The organism is Pedobacter hiemivivus (genome assembly GCF_005144565.1).
GTDB lineage: Bacteria > Bacteroidota > Bacteroidia > Sphingobacteriales > Sphingobacteriaceae > Pedobacter > Pedobacter hiemivivus.
Genome location: NZ_SWDX01000006.1, coordinates 55,300 through 71,874 on the forward strand (window position 1 = coordinate 55,300; position 16,575 = coordinate 71,874).

At 39.1% G+C, this 16,575-nt stretch carries 16 protein-coding genes; 4 read left to right on the forward strand and 12 right to left on the reverse strand.

The window, feature by feature from the left end:
* Positions 1–4: 4 nt before the first annotated feature.
* Genes kdpA through FBD94_RS16165 form a run of 3 tightly spaced genes read right to left on the reverse strand, consistent with a single transcriptional unit; the run spans position 5 to position 2,575 of the window.
* Complete coding sequence (kdpA, locus tag FBD94_RS16155) at positions 5–1,723, reverse strand: potassium-transporting ATPase subunit KdpA (RefSeq protein ID WP_136880957.1); 1,719 nt, start codon at positions 1,721–1,723, stop codon at positions 5–7.
* Between the two features lie 9 nt (positions 1,724–1,732).
* Positions 1,733–2,056: a potassium-transporting ATPase subunit F gene (locus tag FBD94_RS26520; protein ID WP_317131567.1), complete on the reverse strand. Its 324-nt coding sequence runs from the start codon at positions 2,054–2,056 to the stop codon at positions 1,733–1,735.
* Positions 2,057–2,071: 15 nt separating this feature from the next.
* On the reverse strand, positions 2,072–2,575 hold the full coding sequence (locus FBD94_RS16165) for a DUF6141 family protein (protein WP_136880958.1): 504 nt from the start codon (positions 2,573–2,575) through the stop codon (positions 2,072–2,074).
* Between the two features lie 93 nt (positions 2,576–2,668).
* Here FBD94_RS16165 and FBD94_RS16170 point away from each other — a divergent pair, with 93 nt between their 5' ends.
* Positions 2,669–3,157: a hypothetical protein gene (locus FBD94_RS16170; RefSeq protein ID WP_136880959.1), complete on the forward strand. Its 489-nt coding sequence runs from the start codon at positions 2,669–2,671 to the stop codon at positions 3,155–3,157.
* 226 nt (positions 3,158–3,383) lie between these two features.
* On the opposite strand, the gene FBD94_RS16175 is transcribed toward FBD94_RS16170, so the two are convergent.
* Positions 3,384–4,709, reverse strand: coding sequence for a sigma-54-dependent transcriptional regulator (locus FBD94_RS16175; protein ID WP_136880960.1), 1,326 nt, complete (start codon positions 4,707–4,709; stop codon positions 3,384–3,386).
* Positions 4,710–4,729: 20 nt separating this feature from the next.
* Entirely contained in the window at positions 4,730–5,749 is a 1,020-nt protein-coding gene (locus FBD94_RS26125) for a zinc-binding metallopeptidase family protein (RefSeq protein WP_205945895.1), read from the reverse strand.
* 103 nt (positions 5,750–5,852) lie between these two features.
* On the opposite strand from FBD94_RS26125, the gene FBD94_RS16185 reads away from it, so the two are divergent.
* From FBD94_RS16185 to FBD94_RS16195, 3 genes are all read left to right on the forward strand, one after another.
* Positions 5,853–6,506, forward strand: coding sequence for an SCO family protein (locus tag FBD94_RS16185; RefSeq protein WP_136880961.1), 654 nt, complete (start codon positions 5,853–5,855; stop codon positions 6,504–6,506).
* Positions 6,507–6,509: 3 nt separating this feature from the next.
* Entirely contained in the window at positions 6,510–6,932 is a 423-nt protein-coding gene (locus FBD94_RS16190) for a c-type cytochrome (RefSeq protein WP_136880962.1), read from the forward strand.
* Between the two features lie 84 nt (positions 6,933–7,016).
* Positions 7,017–7,661 carry a hypothetical protein gene (locus FBD94_RS16195; RefSeq protein WP_136880963.1) on the forward strand — a complete coding sequence of 215 codons (645 nt, stop codon included), beginning with the start codon at positions 7,017–7,019 and terminating at the stop codon, positions 7,659–7,661.
* 17 nt (positions 7,662–7,678) lie between these two features.
* Here the strand turns inward: FBD94_RS16195 and FBD94_RS16200 are convergent, their stop codons facing one another.
* The 7 genes from FBD94_RS16200 to FBD94_RS16230 form a co-directional block, all read right to left on the reverse strand.
* Positions 7,679–8,386 carry a LytR/AlgR family response regulator transcription factor gene (locus FBD94_RS16200; protein WP_131608518.1) on the reverse strand — a complete coding sequence of 236 codons (708 nt, stop codon included), beginning with the start codon at positions 8,384–8,386 and terminating at the stop codon, positions 7,679–7,681.
* A gap of 1 nt (position 8,387) precedes the next feature.
* Positions 8,388–9,458, reverse strand: coding sequence for a sensor histidine kinase (locus FBD94_RS16205; RefSeq protein WP_136880964.1), 1,071 nt, complete (start codon positions 9,456–9,458; stop codon positions 8,388–8,390).
* Positions 9,459–9,485: 27 nt separating this feature from the next.
* Positions 9,486–10,292, reverse strand: coding sequence for a DUF4249 family protein (locus FBD94_RS16210; RefSeq protein WP_136880965.1), 807 nt, complete (start codon positions 10,290–10,292; stop codon positions 9,486–9,488).
* The gene (locus FBD94_RS16215; protein ID WP_136880966.1) at positions 10,283–13,090 is read right to left on the reverse strand and encodes a TonB-dependent receptor; all 2,808 of its coding nucleotides are present in this window, start codon (positions 13,088–13,090) and stop codon (positions 10,283–10,285) included. The genes FBD94_RS16210 and FBD94_RS16215 overlap by 10 nt, the downstream gene beginning before the upstream one ends.
* A gap of 10 nt (positions 13,091–13,100) precedes the next feature.
* On the reverse strand, positions 13,101–13,802 hold the full coding sequence (locus tag FBD94_RS16220; protein WP_169472329.1) for a DUF4397 domain-containing protein: 702 nt from the start codon (positions 13,800–13,802) through the stop codon (positions 13,101–13,103).
* A gap of 169 nt (positions 13,803–13,971) precedes the next feature.
* Positions 13,972–15,288 carry a PepSY-associated TM helix domain-containing protein gene (locus FBD94_RS16225; protein WP_136880968.1) on the reverse strand — a complete coding sequence of 439 codons (1,317 nt, stop codon included), beginning with the start codon at positions 15,286–15,288 and terminating at the stop codon, positions 13,972–13,974.
* 46 nt (positions 15,289–15,334) lie between these two features.
* The gene (locus FBD94_RS16230; RefSeq protein WP_136880969.1) at positions 15,335–16,558 is read right to left on the reverse strand and encodes a DUF4374 domain-containing protein; all 1,224 of its coding nucleotides are present in this window, start codon (positions 16,556–16,558) and stop codon (positions 15,335–15,337) included.
* Between the last annotated feature and the right edge of the window lie 17 nt (positions 16,559–16,575).

Consider the following 16,575-nt stretch of genomic DNA (forward strand, 5'->3'; position numbering starts at 1 on the left):
TTTTCTATTTAAGCATCGTAAAGTATTCTGCCAATGGACCTAAAGCCAGCGCAGGGAAATATGAAAGGGCGTTAAGCACCACAATAACTGCGAAGGTCATTAAGCTGAAAGTCAGTGTATCTGTTTTCAGTGTACCAGCAGATTCAGGAATGTGTTTTTTAGCACCTAGCAAGCCTGCAATGGCTATAGGGCCTATAATAGGTAAGAAACGACCTAGCATCAATACAAATCCAGTAGCTACGTTCCAGAACACATTGTTATCGCCCAAACCTTCAAATCCTGACCCATTATTGGCATTGGATGAAGTCATTTCGTACAACATTTCTGAGAAACCATGAAAGCCCGGATTATTTAACCAATTCTTAGGTTGAACGGCCCAGGCTGCTTCTCCATAATTGGTAAATACGTAACTCGCAATTGCTGTACCTGCGAGAATTAAGAAAGGACTCAGCAAAGTTACCAATGCAGCTATTTTAATCTCCCTGGCTTCTACTTTATGGCCCAAAAACTCTGGCGTACGCCCAACCATTAATCCGGAAATAAATACGGCGATAATCAGATAGATGAAATAATTGAGGATACCTACCCCACAACCACCATAGAAGGAGTTGATCATCATCCCCAACAATTGCCAAACACCAGTAAGTGGCATGGTACTGTCGTGCATACTGTTTACCGAACCTGTAGAAATAATCGTCGTTACGGTACTCCAATATGCGGATAAGGCCGGACCGAAACGAACCTCTTTACCCTCCATAGCCCCTGTAGCCTGCGAAATACCCATTTTTGCAATAGCCGGATTTCCACCAAGCTCCGAACTAAGCGTTGGAATAAGCAAGAGTAGCATCCCAATAGTCATTACGCCAAATATCATCCAGGCTAGTTTTTTGCGTCTGATGAAATAACCAAAAGCAATAACCATGGCAATAGGAATAACTACCTGAGCAAACAGCTCAACCATAGCTGTAAGATAACTTGGATTTTCTAATGGATGTGCAGAGTTTGCACCAAACCATCCCCCACCGTTTGTACCCAAGTGTTTTATGGCAATAAATCCAGCTGCCGGACCACGAGATACATTTACGGTATCACCCTGTACTGATATAAATTGATCTTTACCTTCATAACTGGTCGGTGTACCATTGAAAGCTAAAACTAAAGCGACAACTAATGATAAAGGCAACAACAAACGTGTGATCGATTTCACAAAGAAATCCCAGAAGTTACCTAGCTTAGCTGACGTTTTATCTCTAAAAGCCTTAAATAAAACCACTGCAGCTGCTATTCCTGTCGCACAGCTTACAAACTGCAAGAACATCAATACAAAATGCTGGGTTAAATAACTTACGCCACCTTCACCAGAATAATGTTGCAGGTTACAGTTTACCACAAAACTAATTATCGTGTTAAAGGAAAGATCTGGCGACATACCCGGATTTCCATCAGGGTTTAGCGGCAGTTTATCTTGGTATAGCAATACAAAAAAACCATACACCAACCAAACCAGATTGATGGTTAAAAGCGCTTTCATGTGCTGCTTCCAGTTCATTTCTTCTTTAGGATTGATACCAGACAGTTTAAATATGCCGTTTTCAATAGGTTTCAAAAAGTCCGTCCAGACTTTTTCTCCGGCAAAAACCTTTGCGAGGTATTTTCCCAGTGGAATGGCTATAGCCAGCGTAAGCAGGTAGGTAGCGATAATTCCAAGTAATTCAGTGTTCATAGCTATTAATTAAAATTTTTCGGGTTTAATGAGCACGTAAATCATATAGATGAATACGGCCAATGCGATAATGAATAATGCGATCATGATTTTTAGATTTTCTCGAACCAGTCGATTGATTTGTAAAACACCCAGCACAGTAGCAGCAGGGCAAGAAGCAAAAGGATTGTTAACATAATTGTGTTGTTTTTGATGAGCAATAGCCAATTGGCATACCACAATCAGACAATAAGAGGTAAATATCTGATTATCAATACACAACAATATATAGCAAGAATAAGTTTCAGGGCACAAAACAAAAAACCCTTCCAAAATGGAAGGGTTTTTTGTCATTTTGATAAGGTCTATTTATTTTAACTTAGTAAGTACTTCTTCAAGTTCTGTAGATTTATTGGTACCTATCAATACCTTCTTATGATTATTGAGTTCCAGCTGCAATCCTTTATTCCCAGATACATTATAGGCCATTCCTTGACCAGACATACTGTAACGAACACCCCAGCCCCCATATTCTCCTAATGGATTATACGTTCTAACGTAGCATTTATCAATCATATCCCAATTGTAATACTTATATGACCATTGAAAGGGAAAAAACTTCAAATAGATGCCGTCTTTTTTAATTTGAGTACTTAGTCTGGCATAAAACAGCAGCACATTGGTTAAAATAATTCCTACTCCTGATGCTAGCCAGACAGAATCACTTATTGGGTAGCCGCCAATCTGAGCTTTGAACATGATTTGCTTACAAACCCAGAATAGAAAAACAGCATCTGCACCTAATATAATAAGCCAAAGCCACCATTGCCTAAACCTTTGATCTTCTGTAAAGAGAACTTCTTGTTGTATCATATTCAGCGTTAATTTTTAATCCTAGAACAATATTTTGTTACATTTATGCTAAAGTACACCTAAATTAATTATCTCTTAAGCATAAAAACAATTATGAAATACTTTATTTTGCTCGCCTTAAGCGCTTTTTTGCTAACCAATTGCAGTAAACAAGCTGCTCCACCCATGAAACCAGAATCAAAAATCACCGTAAAAAAGAACGACACAGCTTGGGAAAGTGAGGGCGTTTATGCCAGCTATAATGTGGATGACGATCTTGTTCATGTCATGTCAGGAAAAGACAATGAGTCTTTTACAATCTCATTTAAAAAAGGTAGCATTCCCGTTAATGGAATAATGAAAGATTTTTCGTCGGGTGTTACTATTGCACCTTACAAAGCCAGTGCCGTTATTTCAGATAGCTATATGCTTGATACAACTAAAGCGAATCAACTTAAAATACTCATCATTGACAATCCTGAGAAACGCGTAGCGGGGGATTTTACCTTGTATCTTAAAAGAAGCAAACAAAATACCTCCCAAGAAATTAATGTTTTCAAGGGACGCTTTGATGTTCGTTATGAGCCATTCTCTTTAAAATAATCTTATATCTGCTCCTTCTTCATCAAATCTTCATTTTAAATGACTTATATTTGTGTTGAGAGCGTTAATTGGCAGCCTGTACTATTAGTTTAGTACGGGCTGTTTTTTTAGGTATTTTTTTAAAAGAAAAATTACCTTCTCTGAAGCGGCCTCAGGCGCTGTTGCCCTTCAGCAACAGATGCCAGACGCAGAAGAGAATGGTTATTTTTCCTGTTATTTTTCTCCATTATTTCTCAATTTTCCTATACAAGGTCGTCAAGCCAATCCCCAGCAAACGAGCCGTTTCAGTTTTATTACCCCCAGTATACTTGAGTATTTTATCGATGTGCTGCTTCTCTACATTTTCCAATTTCATCATATCCCCTTCGGTAGCCAATTCCGTTGCATGAAATTCATACGGCAGCAAATTTGCACTAAGTAAAGAACCTTCGGCCAAAATCACCACCCGTTCCATTACGTTTTTCAACTCTCTGATGTTACCTTTCCAGGAATGCTTCAACAGTAACTCCTCAAACTCTTCATCCATCGTAAAGGCGGGCTTATTCACTTTATTAGCAAACTCCTTTAAATAATGTTTAGCTAGTAATAGTATATCAGATTTACGTTGTGATAAAGGTGGCAATTCAATAGAAAATACGGAAAGGCGATAAAACAAATCTAATCTGAATCTACCCGCCTCAGCCTCCTCTTTTAACCCCCTATTCGTAGCTGCTATAATCCGTACATTGACTTTGCTGGTCTGCGTATCTCCGACCTTAATAAAAGTCTGGTTTTCGAGAACCCGCAGTAATTTAGCTTGTAAATCCAGATTCATCTCTCCTATTTCGTCCAGAAAGATCGTTCCTTCATTGGCTTCTTCAAGTAATCCTTTTTTATCCTTAATGGCACCCGTAAAAGCGCCAGCCTTATGGCCAAACAATTCACTTTCTAATAACTCATGATTAAAGCCACTACAGTTTACGGCTACGAAAGGCTTCAGTTTACGCAAACTTTCGTAATGTATGGCCTGGGCAAAGACTTCCTTTCCAGTTCCAGTTTCTCCCAGTAAAAGCACCGTCGTATCTGTTGAGGCTACTTTTTGAGCAAGATTTATTGCCTCTTGTATCGCTTTGGATTGTCCTAATATGCCACTAAAGCTGTACTTCTTAACCACTTTGGTCTCCAATTCGCTTACTCTATATTGAAGCTTTGCTTTATCAAGCGCCTTATAAACTAGTGGAATGATCTTATCATTATCGTCACCTTTGGTGATGTAATCAAAAGCCCCATTTCGCATAGCCATTACCCCATCAGCAATGGTACCAAAAGCAGTGAGGTTAATCACCTCAGCATAAGGCCTGATTTTCTTGATTTCTTTAACCAGCTCCACACCATTAATATCAGGAAGTTTTACATCACTAATCACCACATAAACCTCATTATTGGCCAGTATCTTTAGTCCTTCTTTCCCCGTGCCAGCTTGAAAAACCTTAAAGCCTTCCAGTTCTATAATGCGCGCCAGAAGGCTGCAAATCTTTTTCTCGTCATCTATAATTAGAACCGTGTGCTGCATAGCTGATAATTTCAACAATATTAGTAATTATTCGAGACAAAGCAGTCCTTGTAAACGCCATCATCAGTTAATGGCAATTTAAAAGCCTCCTTTCTAACTGTGAATTTACACCAGGTATGGTTTTTAATTACATTTAAAATTTCCTTTGCAGTATAGCTGTGGTCGTAACTAATCTCCACCGTAAAATTATACAGTCCACCACTAACCTTCATCTTTACCGGGTTAGGAAGGTTCCCTTCTATCGGGAAAACGTACTCATTAAACCACTTAATATCTGTTAACGCAGTACATAGGGCATTTGTTCCCATAGCATCAGGCACCAAACTATGCCTTGGATAGGCTACGCAGTCCAATACCATGATCAATTCCTCTGTAGCTCTTTTCTCTGCAGCTAGCTCAGCTTTTTCCTTTTGAGGGTCAAAAAGCATGGCTGTACACAAGCAATTGCATCGTTTCTTGTTTTCAAGGATATCGTAATTTACACAGCTCTTGCAACCCTCCCAAAAACTATTGTCCTGCGTGATTTCAGCGAAGCTGACAGGCTCAAATCCCAATCTACTGTTTAGCTTCATAATGGCTGCCCCCGATGTGATGCTGAAAACTTTAGCCTCAGGATACATCCTACGCGATATCCGGAATACCCTTTCCTTAATGGCTTTTGCAACACCTGCATTACGGAACTTTGGTGCAACGATCAATCCCGAATTGGACACATAAGCACCCCCTTCCCAAACTTCGAAATAAGAAAAACCAACCCATTCACCTATCCCAGTAACTGCAATTACAGCTTTCCCTTCCCGCATTTTAGTGACGAGCGATTCCGGGCTACGTTTTGATATACCCGAGCCGCGCGCTATGGCCGACTCCTCTGTCTCTTTCGCTATCTCGGCCGCATACTTTGCATCATTTAAAGTAGCAACACGCACAAAAATCATTTGATTTTCCATGATAAGTTCATTTTTATCAGCAGCCTGTTCAAAGTAGATGCCCAATTGTGCCACAATTTCAAAACAAGCTTCAGTGCTACTAAAAAGGTCCATAATTTATTTCATGACGCTTTTATGGCAATAGTATACCTTATCAAAACGGTAGGGTTAATTTCATTTTAATTACATTTGCCCTTCTTCAATTATCATTATTCTTATGAAGCTACAATTTTCTATCCCGCTATCTTTATTCGCTGCAGCCATTGTATTATTCAGCTCTTGTCAGGGCGAAAAAAAGTTGCCTATATTAGGCCCAAGATCTGTAGAAACAGTTAAAAAACCTGATGGCTCTACCGGTACAGATACGGTGTATAAAACTATACCTGCATTTAGCTTTTTAAATCAGGATTCAGTAGTTATTACGAACGATAAGTTTAAAGATAAGATTTACATTGCCGACTTCTTTTTCACTTCATGCAGCACCATATGCCCTACGATGCATAGAAACATGAAGGAAATATTTGAGAAATACAAAGACAATCCAGAAGTGATGTACCTTTCGCATACCATCGACTTTAAATACGACACCCCTTCTGTACTGAAAAAATATGCGCAGAAACTAGGCGTAGATGACGGCAGATGGCAATTTGTTCATGGTAGTAAAGACAGCGTTTATAAAATTGCTGAAAAAGATTACCTGGTAGCCGTTATTGAAGACAGTACTGCTAAAGAGGGTTATATACACCAAGGTTGGTTGGTATTGATCGACAAGCAAAAACGCATCCGCGGTGCTTATGATGGTACAGATAATAAACAAGTTGCTCAATTGATGAAAGACATTCCAGTTTTATTGTCAGAAGATAAAAAATAAGCTATGCGCAGGTTCCTGATTGGTACGTTATTTCTATTTCTATTAGCTACCATCATCTATTCTTGTCAGGATGCCGGACAGATTAAACAAGATGTTTACTATGTGAATGGCAGAGACCTTTACATTAAGCATTGTCAAAATTGCCACGGTGCCAAAGGCGAAGGTTTAGGCAGCCTAACCCCTCCGCTTACCGACTCTGTTTTCCTAAAATCCAACAGGCAAAAATTGGCCTGCTTTATTAAAAATGGCATAAAAGACACCATTGTGGTAAATGGGATAAAATATGAAGGCTCTATGCCTGCCTTTCCAGAGTTGTATGATATAGATATCGCCCAGGTAATGGTTTACATCACTAATTCGTTTGGTAATAAGCAAGGTATGTATACAGCCGAAGAGGTGTCTGCAGTGCTTAAAAACTGCAAATAAAAAAAACTGTGTATGCTAATTATTACACAGTAAATCATTTTTTTTCTCTATCATTGGTTTACACACTAATGAAACATTTACATCATGAAAAAACTACTTCTATTAGCCATCGCTACGGCTTTTGGCACTTTCTGCTATGCGCAGAAACCTTACACTAACCCTAATTTCAAACAGCTGAGTAGTCAGCACAAACTGATAGCAATTTTACCCGCTGATGTAAAAATTACCTACAAGGCCCAACCCAGATATTTCGACTATGAGGCCAACAAGGATAAAGAAATCGAACTGGCCTACAAAGTACAATCCGCACTCTATACCTTTTTGCTAGAGCGTGAAATGAAAAGCGCTATCGGTTTTCAAGACCTGGAGAAAACTAATTTGCTACTAAAAAGAGCTGGAATGATAGATAGTCTTAAAAGCTTCAGCAAAGATGAAATTGCAAAAGCGCTGGGTGTTGACGCTGTAGTTTCGGAAAATTACGAGCTGGAACATTTTAATGCAAGGCCAGATCGCACAAACCCTGGTCCTACAGAAAGACCATCAGCTTTGGCAGCACCTGCAAACGTTACAGGCTCCGCGACTTTAACAGTGCTCTTAAATGACAGCACAACTGGAAATTTGCTGTGGAGATTTTACACAAATGACCGCGACTTCGATGTGTTTTCGACTATGGACACGATAGAGCGCGTTGCTAAAAAGCCTGTCAAAAATTTCCCTTACGCTAAGTAAAATATCTAAAAACTAGCCTACAAGTTTTTGTCGGCTATATAAGTTTGCAAAGAATTCCGATAGGCTTCCCCTATCGGAATTTCTATTCCCGCTACCACCAGCTGCAACTTTTGTACGGATTCTATCTTATCAAGTGCAATAATGTATGATTTATGCACCCGCATAAAACGTTCTGTTCCTAAGCGTTCTTCTATATTTCTCAGGCCCATCCTGGTAATTACAGGCTTACCTCCTTCAACATTTATGCGGACATAATCTTTCATGCCTTCAATAAACATGATGTCCTGTATTCTGATCTTAACCAATGAGTAGTTGGCATTTACGAAAAAGTGATCATTTTCCTGAACAGATAATCTGCCTGTAGGTTGTCTCAGCTGAAATAAATCATGGGCTTTCTGTACAGCCTTTAAAAGTCTGGAAAAAGGAACAGGTTTTACCAGATAATCTACCACATCCAAGTTAAAACCATCCAGGGCATGTTCACCATAGGCAGTTACCAGTATAACCATCGGCGGATTACTTATAGAACGTAACAAATCCAGGCCATTTATACCAGGCATCTGTATATCTAAAAACATCAAATCAACTTTTTGTGTTTTTAATATCTCCAGCGCCGCCATAGGCTTACGGCAAGAAGCAACAATATTCAAATAAGGAATTTGTTTAATGTTATCTTCCAACAAATCCAAGGCAGGACGCTCGTCATCTATCAATATACAATTCATGCTATAAATCTATTTGAAGTTTAACGGTAAAAGTATCTTCCGTTTGTACAATGGTAAATGAATGGTGATTGGGATAAAGCAGTTCCAATCTTCGGCGAACATTAGCTAAACCTATACCTGATGAACTTTCCTGAGCAGAGATACCTTGCGGAGCAATACCATTTACAACCATCAAATGTAACTCATCTTTATCTTCCGGAATAGAAAGCAAAACATCAATAATTGGATCTTCAAGTGTACCTATACCATGCTTGAATGCATTTTCTACAAACGGGATCAGCAGCATTGGAGCAATTGTATAACGTTCAAAAGCACCGGATAGATAGAGATTAATTTTCACATCATCACCAAAACGGAGCAGTTGTAGATTAATGTAATTCTTAAGATACTCCACCTCATTAGCCAAACTGATCTGAGGTGCATTATTATCATATAACATGTAGCGCATCAATTGAGATAGCCTGATCAGCGAAGGTTCCAACAATTCTGACTTCTTCCTGGCCATCGAAACCAATGTATTCAACAAATTAAACATAAAATGAGGACTGATCTGTGAAGATAAAAACTCCAACTCTGTTTTCAAGTGAATCCGTTCCCGCTCTTCGATCAGCCTGTCACGATCCTGTTTATCCGTATATAGCCTATAGCAAAAACTAACCATAATCACAAAAGCAAAAGGTAATAAAGCAATTGGTGGTCCAGGCATAAACCCATGTCCCATTCTTCCATGTGGCATCATTCCTGACGGTGGAAAATTAGGTCTGGCAAACCTGGGCATTTCTGGCATTAAAAGGTTATTAGCCACAATAAACAGACCTAAACACCCCAGTAATAATCCTAGATAAATCAATGTTCCATATTTCTTTTCTCTTACCGGGTAGATGAGGTAAGTATGAACATAAAATACAACCACTAAAAGGCTGTTTGTTACAAGCTGGCTTTTTAGAAAACCATTTCGCATCTCAGGAGGTAAATTCACTACCCTAGAGAAAAATGGCAGACTCAGTACAACCAACCACAACAATAATGGAACTAAAGCATTCAGTAAACGTTTGTATCTTGATTTTTCCATTAAACTGCTCAAATGTAAAATAATAATTTATTGATAGACCAACAAATCCAGCGTATCCGCCTGCATAGCAGTAAAAATACCTAGACCGTTCTGAACATTTGTATATGGATTAGTTAGGTTTAGAGAAGTCCCACCACCACTATTCAATGCATCACTATATTCCTTATTGATCCGAAAGAGCAGCACCTTATAGTTTCCCGAAAAATTAAACATCATCTGCTGAGTTTGATAGGTAGATACCTGACCCAGAATCGCTTCCGAATCAGCATATGGCCTGCTATCACGGGTATTAATACGCGTTGGATAGGTATCTGTGTTTTTCATCATCATCATATAATAACCTCCGTCGTTGTTATTCCATTTAAAGGTAACCGGCACAAATGCCTCCGGTTCTGTACCAAAGGAAAATACGGGTACTTTCTGGCTACTGGCCGACACCGTAAAGCCTATCGGTTTGTCTGGCATGGTCGTCTGCGCACTGATTGTCTTGTCCAGATAGCTAAAACTTAAAGAATAGGTTCCTTTATCTTTTACAAACCCTGCATCAGCATATTCATATACCCCATCTGCGCTTTCAGTAAGCGCAACCGTATTCGTACCGTCAGATACTTTGAGTTGTAAATCTTTAATGGGGAAGCCATAAGAAATCGTATCATCCAGGTATTTCTGATAATATACTTTCACCAGTAAAGGAACTCCGGGACTAAGGTAAGCCTGCACTACAGGACGAGCATAATCTGCAATTGCTGCATCTTCCTTTTTACAGGCTAGCAGACCGCTAAATGCCATTATAAGAACGACAGTGCTACATTTAATATATTTTATTATTTCCATTTTAAGCTAAGTGTAATGTTTGGAGTAAGACCTAAATAATTTACATTGGAGGTAACCACCTGATTATTTACAACATTATATTGTTGGTACCATACATTAGATCGGTTGTAAATATTGAATAAGGAGAATCCAATACTGCCGGTCTTACGACTATCTACCTTAATCAGGTCATAGGTAATTGAAGCGTCCAGCCTATGATAATCCGGCATACGCAAAGCATTCTTTCCACTGATGGTTAAAAAAGTACGACTATTACCACTATAATCATCAACCGTATAGCTACTTAATGGTGCTGTATAAGGTTTTCCTGTCGCGAAGATCCAGGTTGCAGAGAAAGTCCATTTACCGTAATGATATAGATTTACAGACTTAAACTCATGGCGTGTATCCTGGCTTGCAGGAAATTCACCACCGTAAGCATCAAAATTATTGGTTGCGTTGGCTAAGGTATAACTGATCCATCCCGTATACTTTCCCCTTGTTTTCTGAAGCATAAATTCGAGGCCTTTGGCATAACCGCTACCGTTGTAAAAATGCTCTTCAAGCGTAACATTCTGGCCCGGTCTACGGCTACCAGTCAGTCTTTGTGAATATTCAGATAAGTTGTCCAGTTGTTTATAATAACCTTCAATATCAACTAAAAACTGACCTGTTTCATAACTCAGACCCGCTATATAATGGTTCGCCGAACTTACAGGTATAGAGGTACCATTTGACAGTACCCAGAAATCACGGCTTCCGGAAAGAATATCTTCTCTGAGTACCCTATTGGTAAATTGATAAAACTTGCCTGTTGATGCTTTTAAAGTTAATTTATCCGTTAAAGTATAAGTGGCCGAAAAACGAGGTTCAAAATATAGTTTACCTGTCTGATCATATAGCGTACTTCTCAATCCTCCTTTTACCTGAATTTTATCGGTCAGATCACTTTCGAGTTCTCCGTAGGCCCCAGAGGTTATTGCTGAAGTGTTTTGGTCAATCAGCTTACTGGTATCACTTTGGCTGCTTTCGTAGGTAACATGTTGCCGCGATGCAAAGCCCCCAAACAAAACTTTAACCTTTGCCCCCATCTGGTATTCCCAATCTGACTTTAAACTAAAATCCTTTAGTTTATTCTTTTCAAAAGTACCTGTACTAATTTCCTCATCATTACCATCCTCATCCTGAACAGTCACTTTGGAACTATTGTCTCTGTCACTATGGTAAGTTGAGTAACTGAGCAATGTATTTGAGTACAATTTGGAGCTCCATTTACTGGACCATTTAAAACTGGATCCAAGGTTACCATACGTGGTTTTATCTGACATGGTTATATCCCTACCACTGTTTATTGCAGATGGAAGCGTCAAACTTCTACTGTTATCCAGGTTGTCATTTCCCTGATAAATACTCCAGGAAAATCTGTTTTTCTGATCAGGCGCATAAGTATATTTTGCATTCAGATCATAGAAATAAGATGATGGGGTGCTTACAGAAGCTGCATTTCCGCCAAAACCACCACCACCACCACCTGGAGGCCTACCAAGCCCCGCTCCCCCTGCAGCACCACTCCCGCCTGCCGTAGCTGTACTCGTGTTAAATTTATTAAAGATCTTATCATACAAAGGTCCCTGGTAAGAACGCCGATAGGCCAATAACAATGTTGATTTGTCATTCAAAGGTTTTTCAACAAAAACATTTGCACTCAGTAGACTTAAATCACCCGCAATATTAGTTTCTTTACTATTGCCTTCCTTGCCTACAATATCAGTTACGCTGGATAACCTTCCACCATATTTCGCAGAAAAACCGCCCTTATACATGGTGACATCTTTAACTGCATTGCTGTTAAAAGCACTAAAAAAACCATAAAGATGGTCGACCTGGTACACCGTAAAACCATCAAAAAGAACCAGGTTCTGATCAGGCGTACCACCACGCACATATGCTCCTGAAGAAGATTCGTTACTGGCACTGATGCCGGGCATCAATTGAAAAGACCGTAGAATGTCCTTCTCTCCGATATTCGGTAATTCCTCCAGTTTTGAAGGTGAAATTTGTAACACACTAACCCTTCGCTTATCAGTACTCATTAAGCCCTCAGTACGCTTATCTGTAATCACCACCTCATTAAGTGTTTTTAATGCCGGGTAAAGACCAATAATCAACTCTTTTTTAATATTATCCTTATTAAGGTAATAGGTTTCACGCTGATAGCCCACATAATTTACATCAAGCTTACAGGTATCAGAGGGAACAGCTATAAGTGTAAAATAACCATCGGCATTGGTACTACTACTAATACCTGAGTGTTGGACACGAACGATTGCGGAAGGAAGAGATTCTCCACTAGCACGATCAATAATACGCCCTGTGATGTTAAAGGGTTCATTTTTTCGTTTCTCTGTTGTTGTTTGTACCATCTGCTCTTCAGATTTTTGAATCTGAAATGACTTCGTATTGGGAGCCGCCATACTTTGACGCATTTTCTTTAAACGCGCTACGTCTTCCGGAACCCGGATAATGTATACGGTCATATCTGCATCAACCCAATAGTATAGCTTATTCGTTTTACACAACTGGAAGATTACATCTTTAACATTTTCATTATTAAAACGATCTACCACATCATACTTACTCAGGATACTTCTGTCAAAGACAATTTTAATGTCAGAACCCGCCATAATGGTATCCAGTATCTTATCCATTGAGGTGGTATAAAATCCATTTATTGTAGCTTCGGTCTTTAATGGCCGCTGGGCCTTCGCTGTATAGGTAATTAGGATAGTAATCACTATAAGCCATATTTCTTTTCTCATCCTAATCTGATTATAGATTAGTGATTAGCTGGGCTCCAAATGGCTGATCGATCTCGCCAACCGTTATAAGACCTCTGGAAATTATGGTATAATATTTCCCTGCTGTAAGGGTTTGGTCTGCTAGTAGCGCCTTAACAATTCCGTTAGCTTTAAGCTCAAATGAATAAACTTTCGGGTCAATTGCCTGAAAAGCACTTGCCGATTTATATGCCTTATCGCTAATCAACGTTTCCCCGTCACTAACTGATAAATCCAGCGCGGGTGCATCGGGAGACAAGTTGATAAATCTGATAAAGGCCTTTTCTGTCGAGGCCACTGTCATTTCATCTTTGACCAGCAGAACCTCCAGTTTATCTCCTTTATCAATTAAAAATGCAGAATAAGCTTCATTATCTTCCAGACTTACTGTTTTGCTCGTTAATACATTGCTGCTGCTTTCTGTGGTAAAACTTAAAGTATGATCGCCTGCGGTAAGGCTGCTATAAGCTATTACTCCGCCAAAAGCTACTGCTCCGGAAGTATTGTATTTCGTACCATCAAGGTAAATATTATAAGTACCTAATGTAGGAGATGCATTTGCAATGCTAAGGTAAGAATAGGCAACAGACTCAGTTTCTTTTGAACAAGATGCTAATGTCAGTCCAAAAAGGAAAATAGCCCCAATAATAAGCTTACATAATTTTTTAATGCCGGTTTTTGTAGAAATTTTCATCGCAATTAGTTTAAATGTTAACATTTATAAAACTCAACGTCATGTTGATGAAGCGAATTTTAGAAAATATGATGTTAACAAATGTTAATTGAGATCAACTGGCACTAAAATCAGATTAAACCGGTATTTTTTGCGAAGAATAGTAAAAGTTCCCGGCAGAATATAAGTCTTACTCTACCAATTCAACCCTTTCTACCGTCTTCTGCGGAACTTCCTGTGGCTTTACTTTTTCGATAGGATTGCTTTCAATTTTCTTCGCAGGCTTCTTCTTTTTAAACTTCCTGCCGTACCAAACTAAAAAACCAGTTATCGGTAAGCTTGCACCAATTAAAGAGGCCAGAAAAGCCAAAACCTTTCCTGGAAATCCTAGAATGCTGCCTACATGGATATCAAAATTCATTTTGCGCAATTTGGTAGAGAATCCTGCGGTTGCATAATCTGTACTGTATACATCTTCACGTTTAAGTTCTGTTCCAGTATGCTGATCAAATGTATAGCCCTGACTATTATAAAATTGTCCGGTATTTGGATACACAGTAATGTTAATCGTAGCTTTTGCAGCTGATGTATCAGGAAAATTGTAATAGAAACCCTGAGATTTCGGATGTTTTGTAATTACTTTATTCCAGGCTAAATCCATAACCTGCTCTGGCGTATAAAACTTGTTGGCTTGCAAGGAATCAGACTCCATACGCTTAAATTCGGTTAGCTTTTCCCCTCCAGAAGTTACCCAGTACAACCCTTCACTATACCATTTTATGCCATATACCATTCCGGTAAGCGCTATTGCCAATAAAAACAATAGCGAGTAAAAGCCCAAAACGTTATGCAAATCGAGATTTACACGCTTAAAAGAAGCCCCCCATTTGATTTTAAAGCTCTTATCGCTGGTAGATTTGTTCCATTTCTTTGGGTACCACCAGATCAGTCCAGTAATTAATAATACCACAAACACCATTGTTCCATAGTTTACAATGGGGCGACCAATCTCATATGGCATCCATAAAAAACGATGGCCATTCAAAATAAACCTAAAGAAGTCAGTTTCACCTTTTTTACGAACTTCCTTGCTCACGATCTCACCCGTATAAGGATTAATTTTAAGGGTAATCCCCCCACCTCTTCTTCCGCCACCACGCGCTCCCTTTTCCTTCTTTTCAACCTTATTCTTTAAATTCAGATTTATGGTACGACCTTGCTGATAATTCGCATAAGCTGGCAGTTTATCGGGGTAATCACGAGCAACTATGGCCGACAACTGTGCCGGGCTAATGACAGGTTTATCCTGTTTTTCAATCTTTGTTTCTGGCGCTAATAAATCATTAATTTCTTCATTAAACACCCAGATACAACCTGTTAAACAAACAATTAAAACAATGATTCCAGAAGCTAATCCCAACCAAAGATGGAGCCATTTGTTGATTCTGGTGAAGAGTGAATCTTTGCTCTTCTTTTTTGCTGGGGTATTTTTAGTTGCCGGTATCATTGTTTTATTCGTTTGGTGTTATAAATTGTATTTTTTGATGAAGGAATTATTTTACGTGCTGAATAGCAGTAATCAATCCACCTTCAACTTTAAGTCCTCTTGTAGCCGTGTGAGTAGAAGCATCCACTTTGTAAACCCAGGTAGTGCCATCTTTCAGGTTTACACCCATATAACCAGTTTTTCCATCTTTAGGGCTGTAGTTATTTACAGTCACATTTACGATGCTAGCAGCGTCAGGAAAACCAGTTACCATTGATACGGTCTTGTTCACCACATCTACAATAGCCAGGCGCTTACCATCAACATAAGCGCCAGTTGTAGCCTTTACCTCCAGGTTAGCAATGAATTTATTTTGACCAACATATAACCAGTTCGTAATTACATATCCATTAGAAGCCGTTTCGAAGTTCATTAAATAAGTCTGGTCAAATTCAGTTGTACCAGCTTTAATACGGGTAATAGACGATGGTTTAGTGGAAGTCAGCACACCACCTTTTTGTGCTACAGAAGAAGAAAAGGCATAAGTATCCCCATTTTCAACTACAGCTAAACCATCAGTAAAGTACCTTCCGATAAAGCTTGTACGGGTATCCTTAATTGTTTTTTCATACTGCATAGCAGGATAAGAATAAACTGCGATACCAGCGAAATCAGGATAGTCTGTTTCGAAACTATTGTTTTTAATGCTGAAAAAAGGAGCAAAAATTTTGGTTCCTACCTGCTTAATCCAACTAAAGTGAGCAATCTCTCCGTTTTGAGAAGCAGCAACAGCATCCAATGTACCCTCTGAAGTTTGTACATTAGTTTCTGTGCTCACAATATACCAGTTCGCTAAAGTAGGTCCAGTAGCCGCATAAGCTCTTGGTACTTTTACCATTAAAATATCCTTATTCACAGGAGCGAAAGCATGAACAGTTGCCGCAGTAAAATCACTTAATTTACTGATCTTTCCCTCTTTAACATCATAAACCGTAACCGCACCAGGGTTACCACGACCGTAAAGCATGCTAAAGAATTTTGTACCAGAGGTAACATAGTAGCGGTAAGTACCGTCTTGCTCCACACCATTACCGATAATGGATACTTTACCTTCTTCAAGGCTACTTGCAGTAACCAGGTAATCTGCTTTCCCTGTTTGGGCAACCGGGGTAACTGCAAGTATATAATTTCCAGGGTTTTCAGGAATAACCTCTCTATTATTTTTTTTGCAGGAAGATAAAACAGCGGCGAACATCAGAACGGATAGTGCCTTGGCAATCATTGTTTTCATATCAGTCATTATTAATT

What these genes read in the sequence shown, in the direction of transcription:
- FBD94_RS16215 (WP_136880966.1), bottom strand. Translation starts at nt 13,090, where the DNA reads ATGAGAAAAGAAATATGGCTTATAGTGATTACTATCCTAATTACCTAT.
- FBD94_RS16225 (WP_136880968.1), bottom strand. Translation starts at nt 15,288, where the DNA reads ATGATACCGGCAACTAAAAATACCCCAGCAAAAAAGAAGAGCAAAGAT.
- FBD94_RS16165 (WP_136880958.1), bottom strand. Translation starts at nt 2,575, where the DNA reads ATGATACAACAAGAAGTTCTCTTTACAGAAGATCAAAGGTTTAGGCAA.
- FBD94_RS16195 (WP_136880963.1), top strand. Translation starts at nt 7,017, where the DNA reads ATGAAAAAACTACTTCTATTAGCCATCGCTACGGCTTTTGGCACTTTC.
- FBD94_RS16175 (WP_136880960.1), bottom strand. Translation starts at nt 4,709, where the DNA reads ATGCAGCACACGGTTCTAATTATAGATGACGAGAAAAAGATTTGCAGC.
- FBD94_RS26520 (WP_317131567.1), bottom strand. Translation starts at nt 2,056, where the DNA reads ATGACAAAAAACCCTTCCATTTTGGAAGGGTTTTTTGTTTTGTGCCCT.
- FBD94_RS16185 (WP_136880961.1), top strand. Translation starts at nt 5,853, where the DNA reads ATGAAGCTACAATTTTCTATCCCGCTATCTTTATTCGCTGCAGCCATT.
- FBD94_RS16220 (WP_169472329.1), bottom strand. Translation starts at nt 13,802, where the DNA reads ATGAAAATTTCTACAAAAACCGGCATTAAAAAATTATGTAAGCTTATT.
- FBD94_RS26125 (WP_205945895.1), bottom strand. Translation starts at nt 5,749, where the DNA reads ATGGACCTTTTTAGTAGCACTGAAGCTTGTTTTGAAATTGTGGCACAA.
- FBD94_RS16205 (WP_136880964.1), bottom strand. Translation starts at nt 9,458, where the DNA reads ATGGAAAAATCAAGATACAAACGTTTACTGAATGCTTTAGTTCCATTA.
- FBD94_RS16230 (WP_136880969.1), bottom strand. Translation starts at nt 16,558, where the DNA reads ATGAAAACAATGATTGCCAAGGCACTATCCGTTCTGATGTTCGCCGCT.
- FBD94_RS16200 (WP_131608518.1), bottom strand. Translation starts at nt 8,386, where the DNA reads ATGAATTGTATATTGATAGATGACGAGCGTCCTGCCTTGGATTTGTTG.
- FBD94_RS16210 (WP_136880965.1), bottom strand. Translation starts at nt 10,292, where the DNA reads ATGGAAATAATAAAATATATTAAATGTAGCACTGTCGTTCTTATAATG.
- FBD94_RS16190 (WP_136880962.1), top strand. Translation starts at nt 6,510, where the DNA reads ATGCGCAGGTTCCTGATTGGTACGTTATTTCTATTTCTATTAGCTACC.
- FBD94_RS16170 (WP_136880959.1), top strand. Translation starts at nt 2,669, where the DNA reads ATGAAATACTTTATTTTGCTCGCCTTAAGCGCTTTTTTGCTAACCAAT.
- kdpA (WP_136880957.1), bottom strand. Translation starts at nt 1,723, where the DNA reads ATGAACACTGAATTACTTGGAATTATCGCTACCTACCTGCTTACGCTG.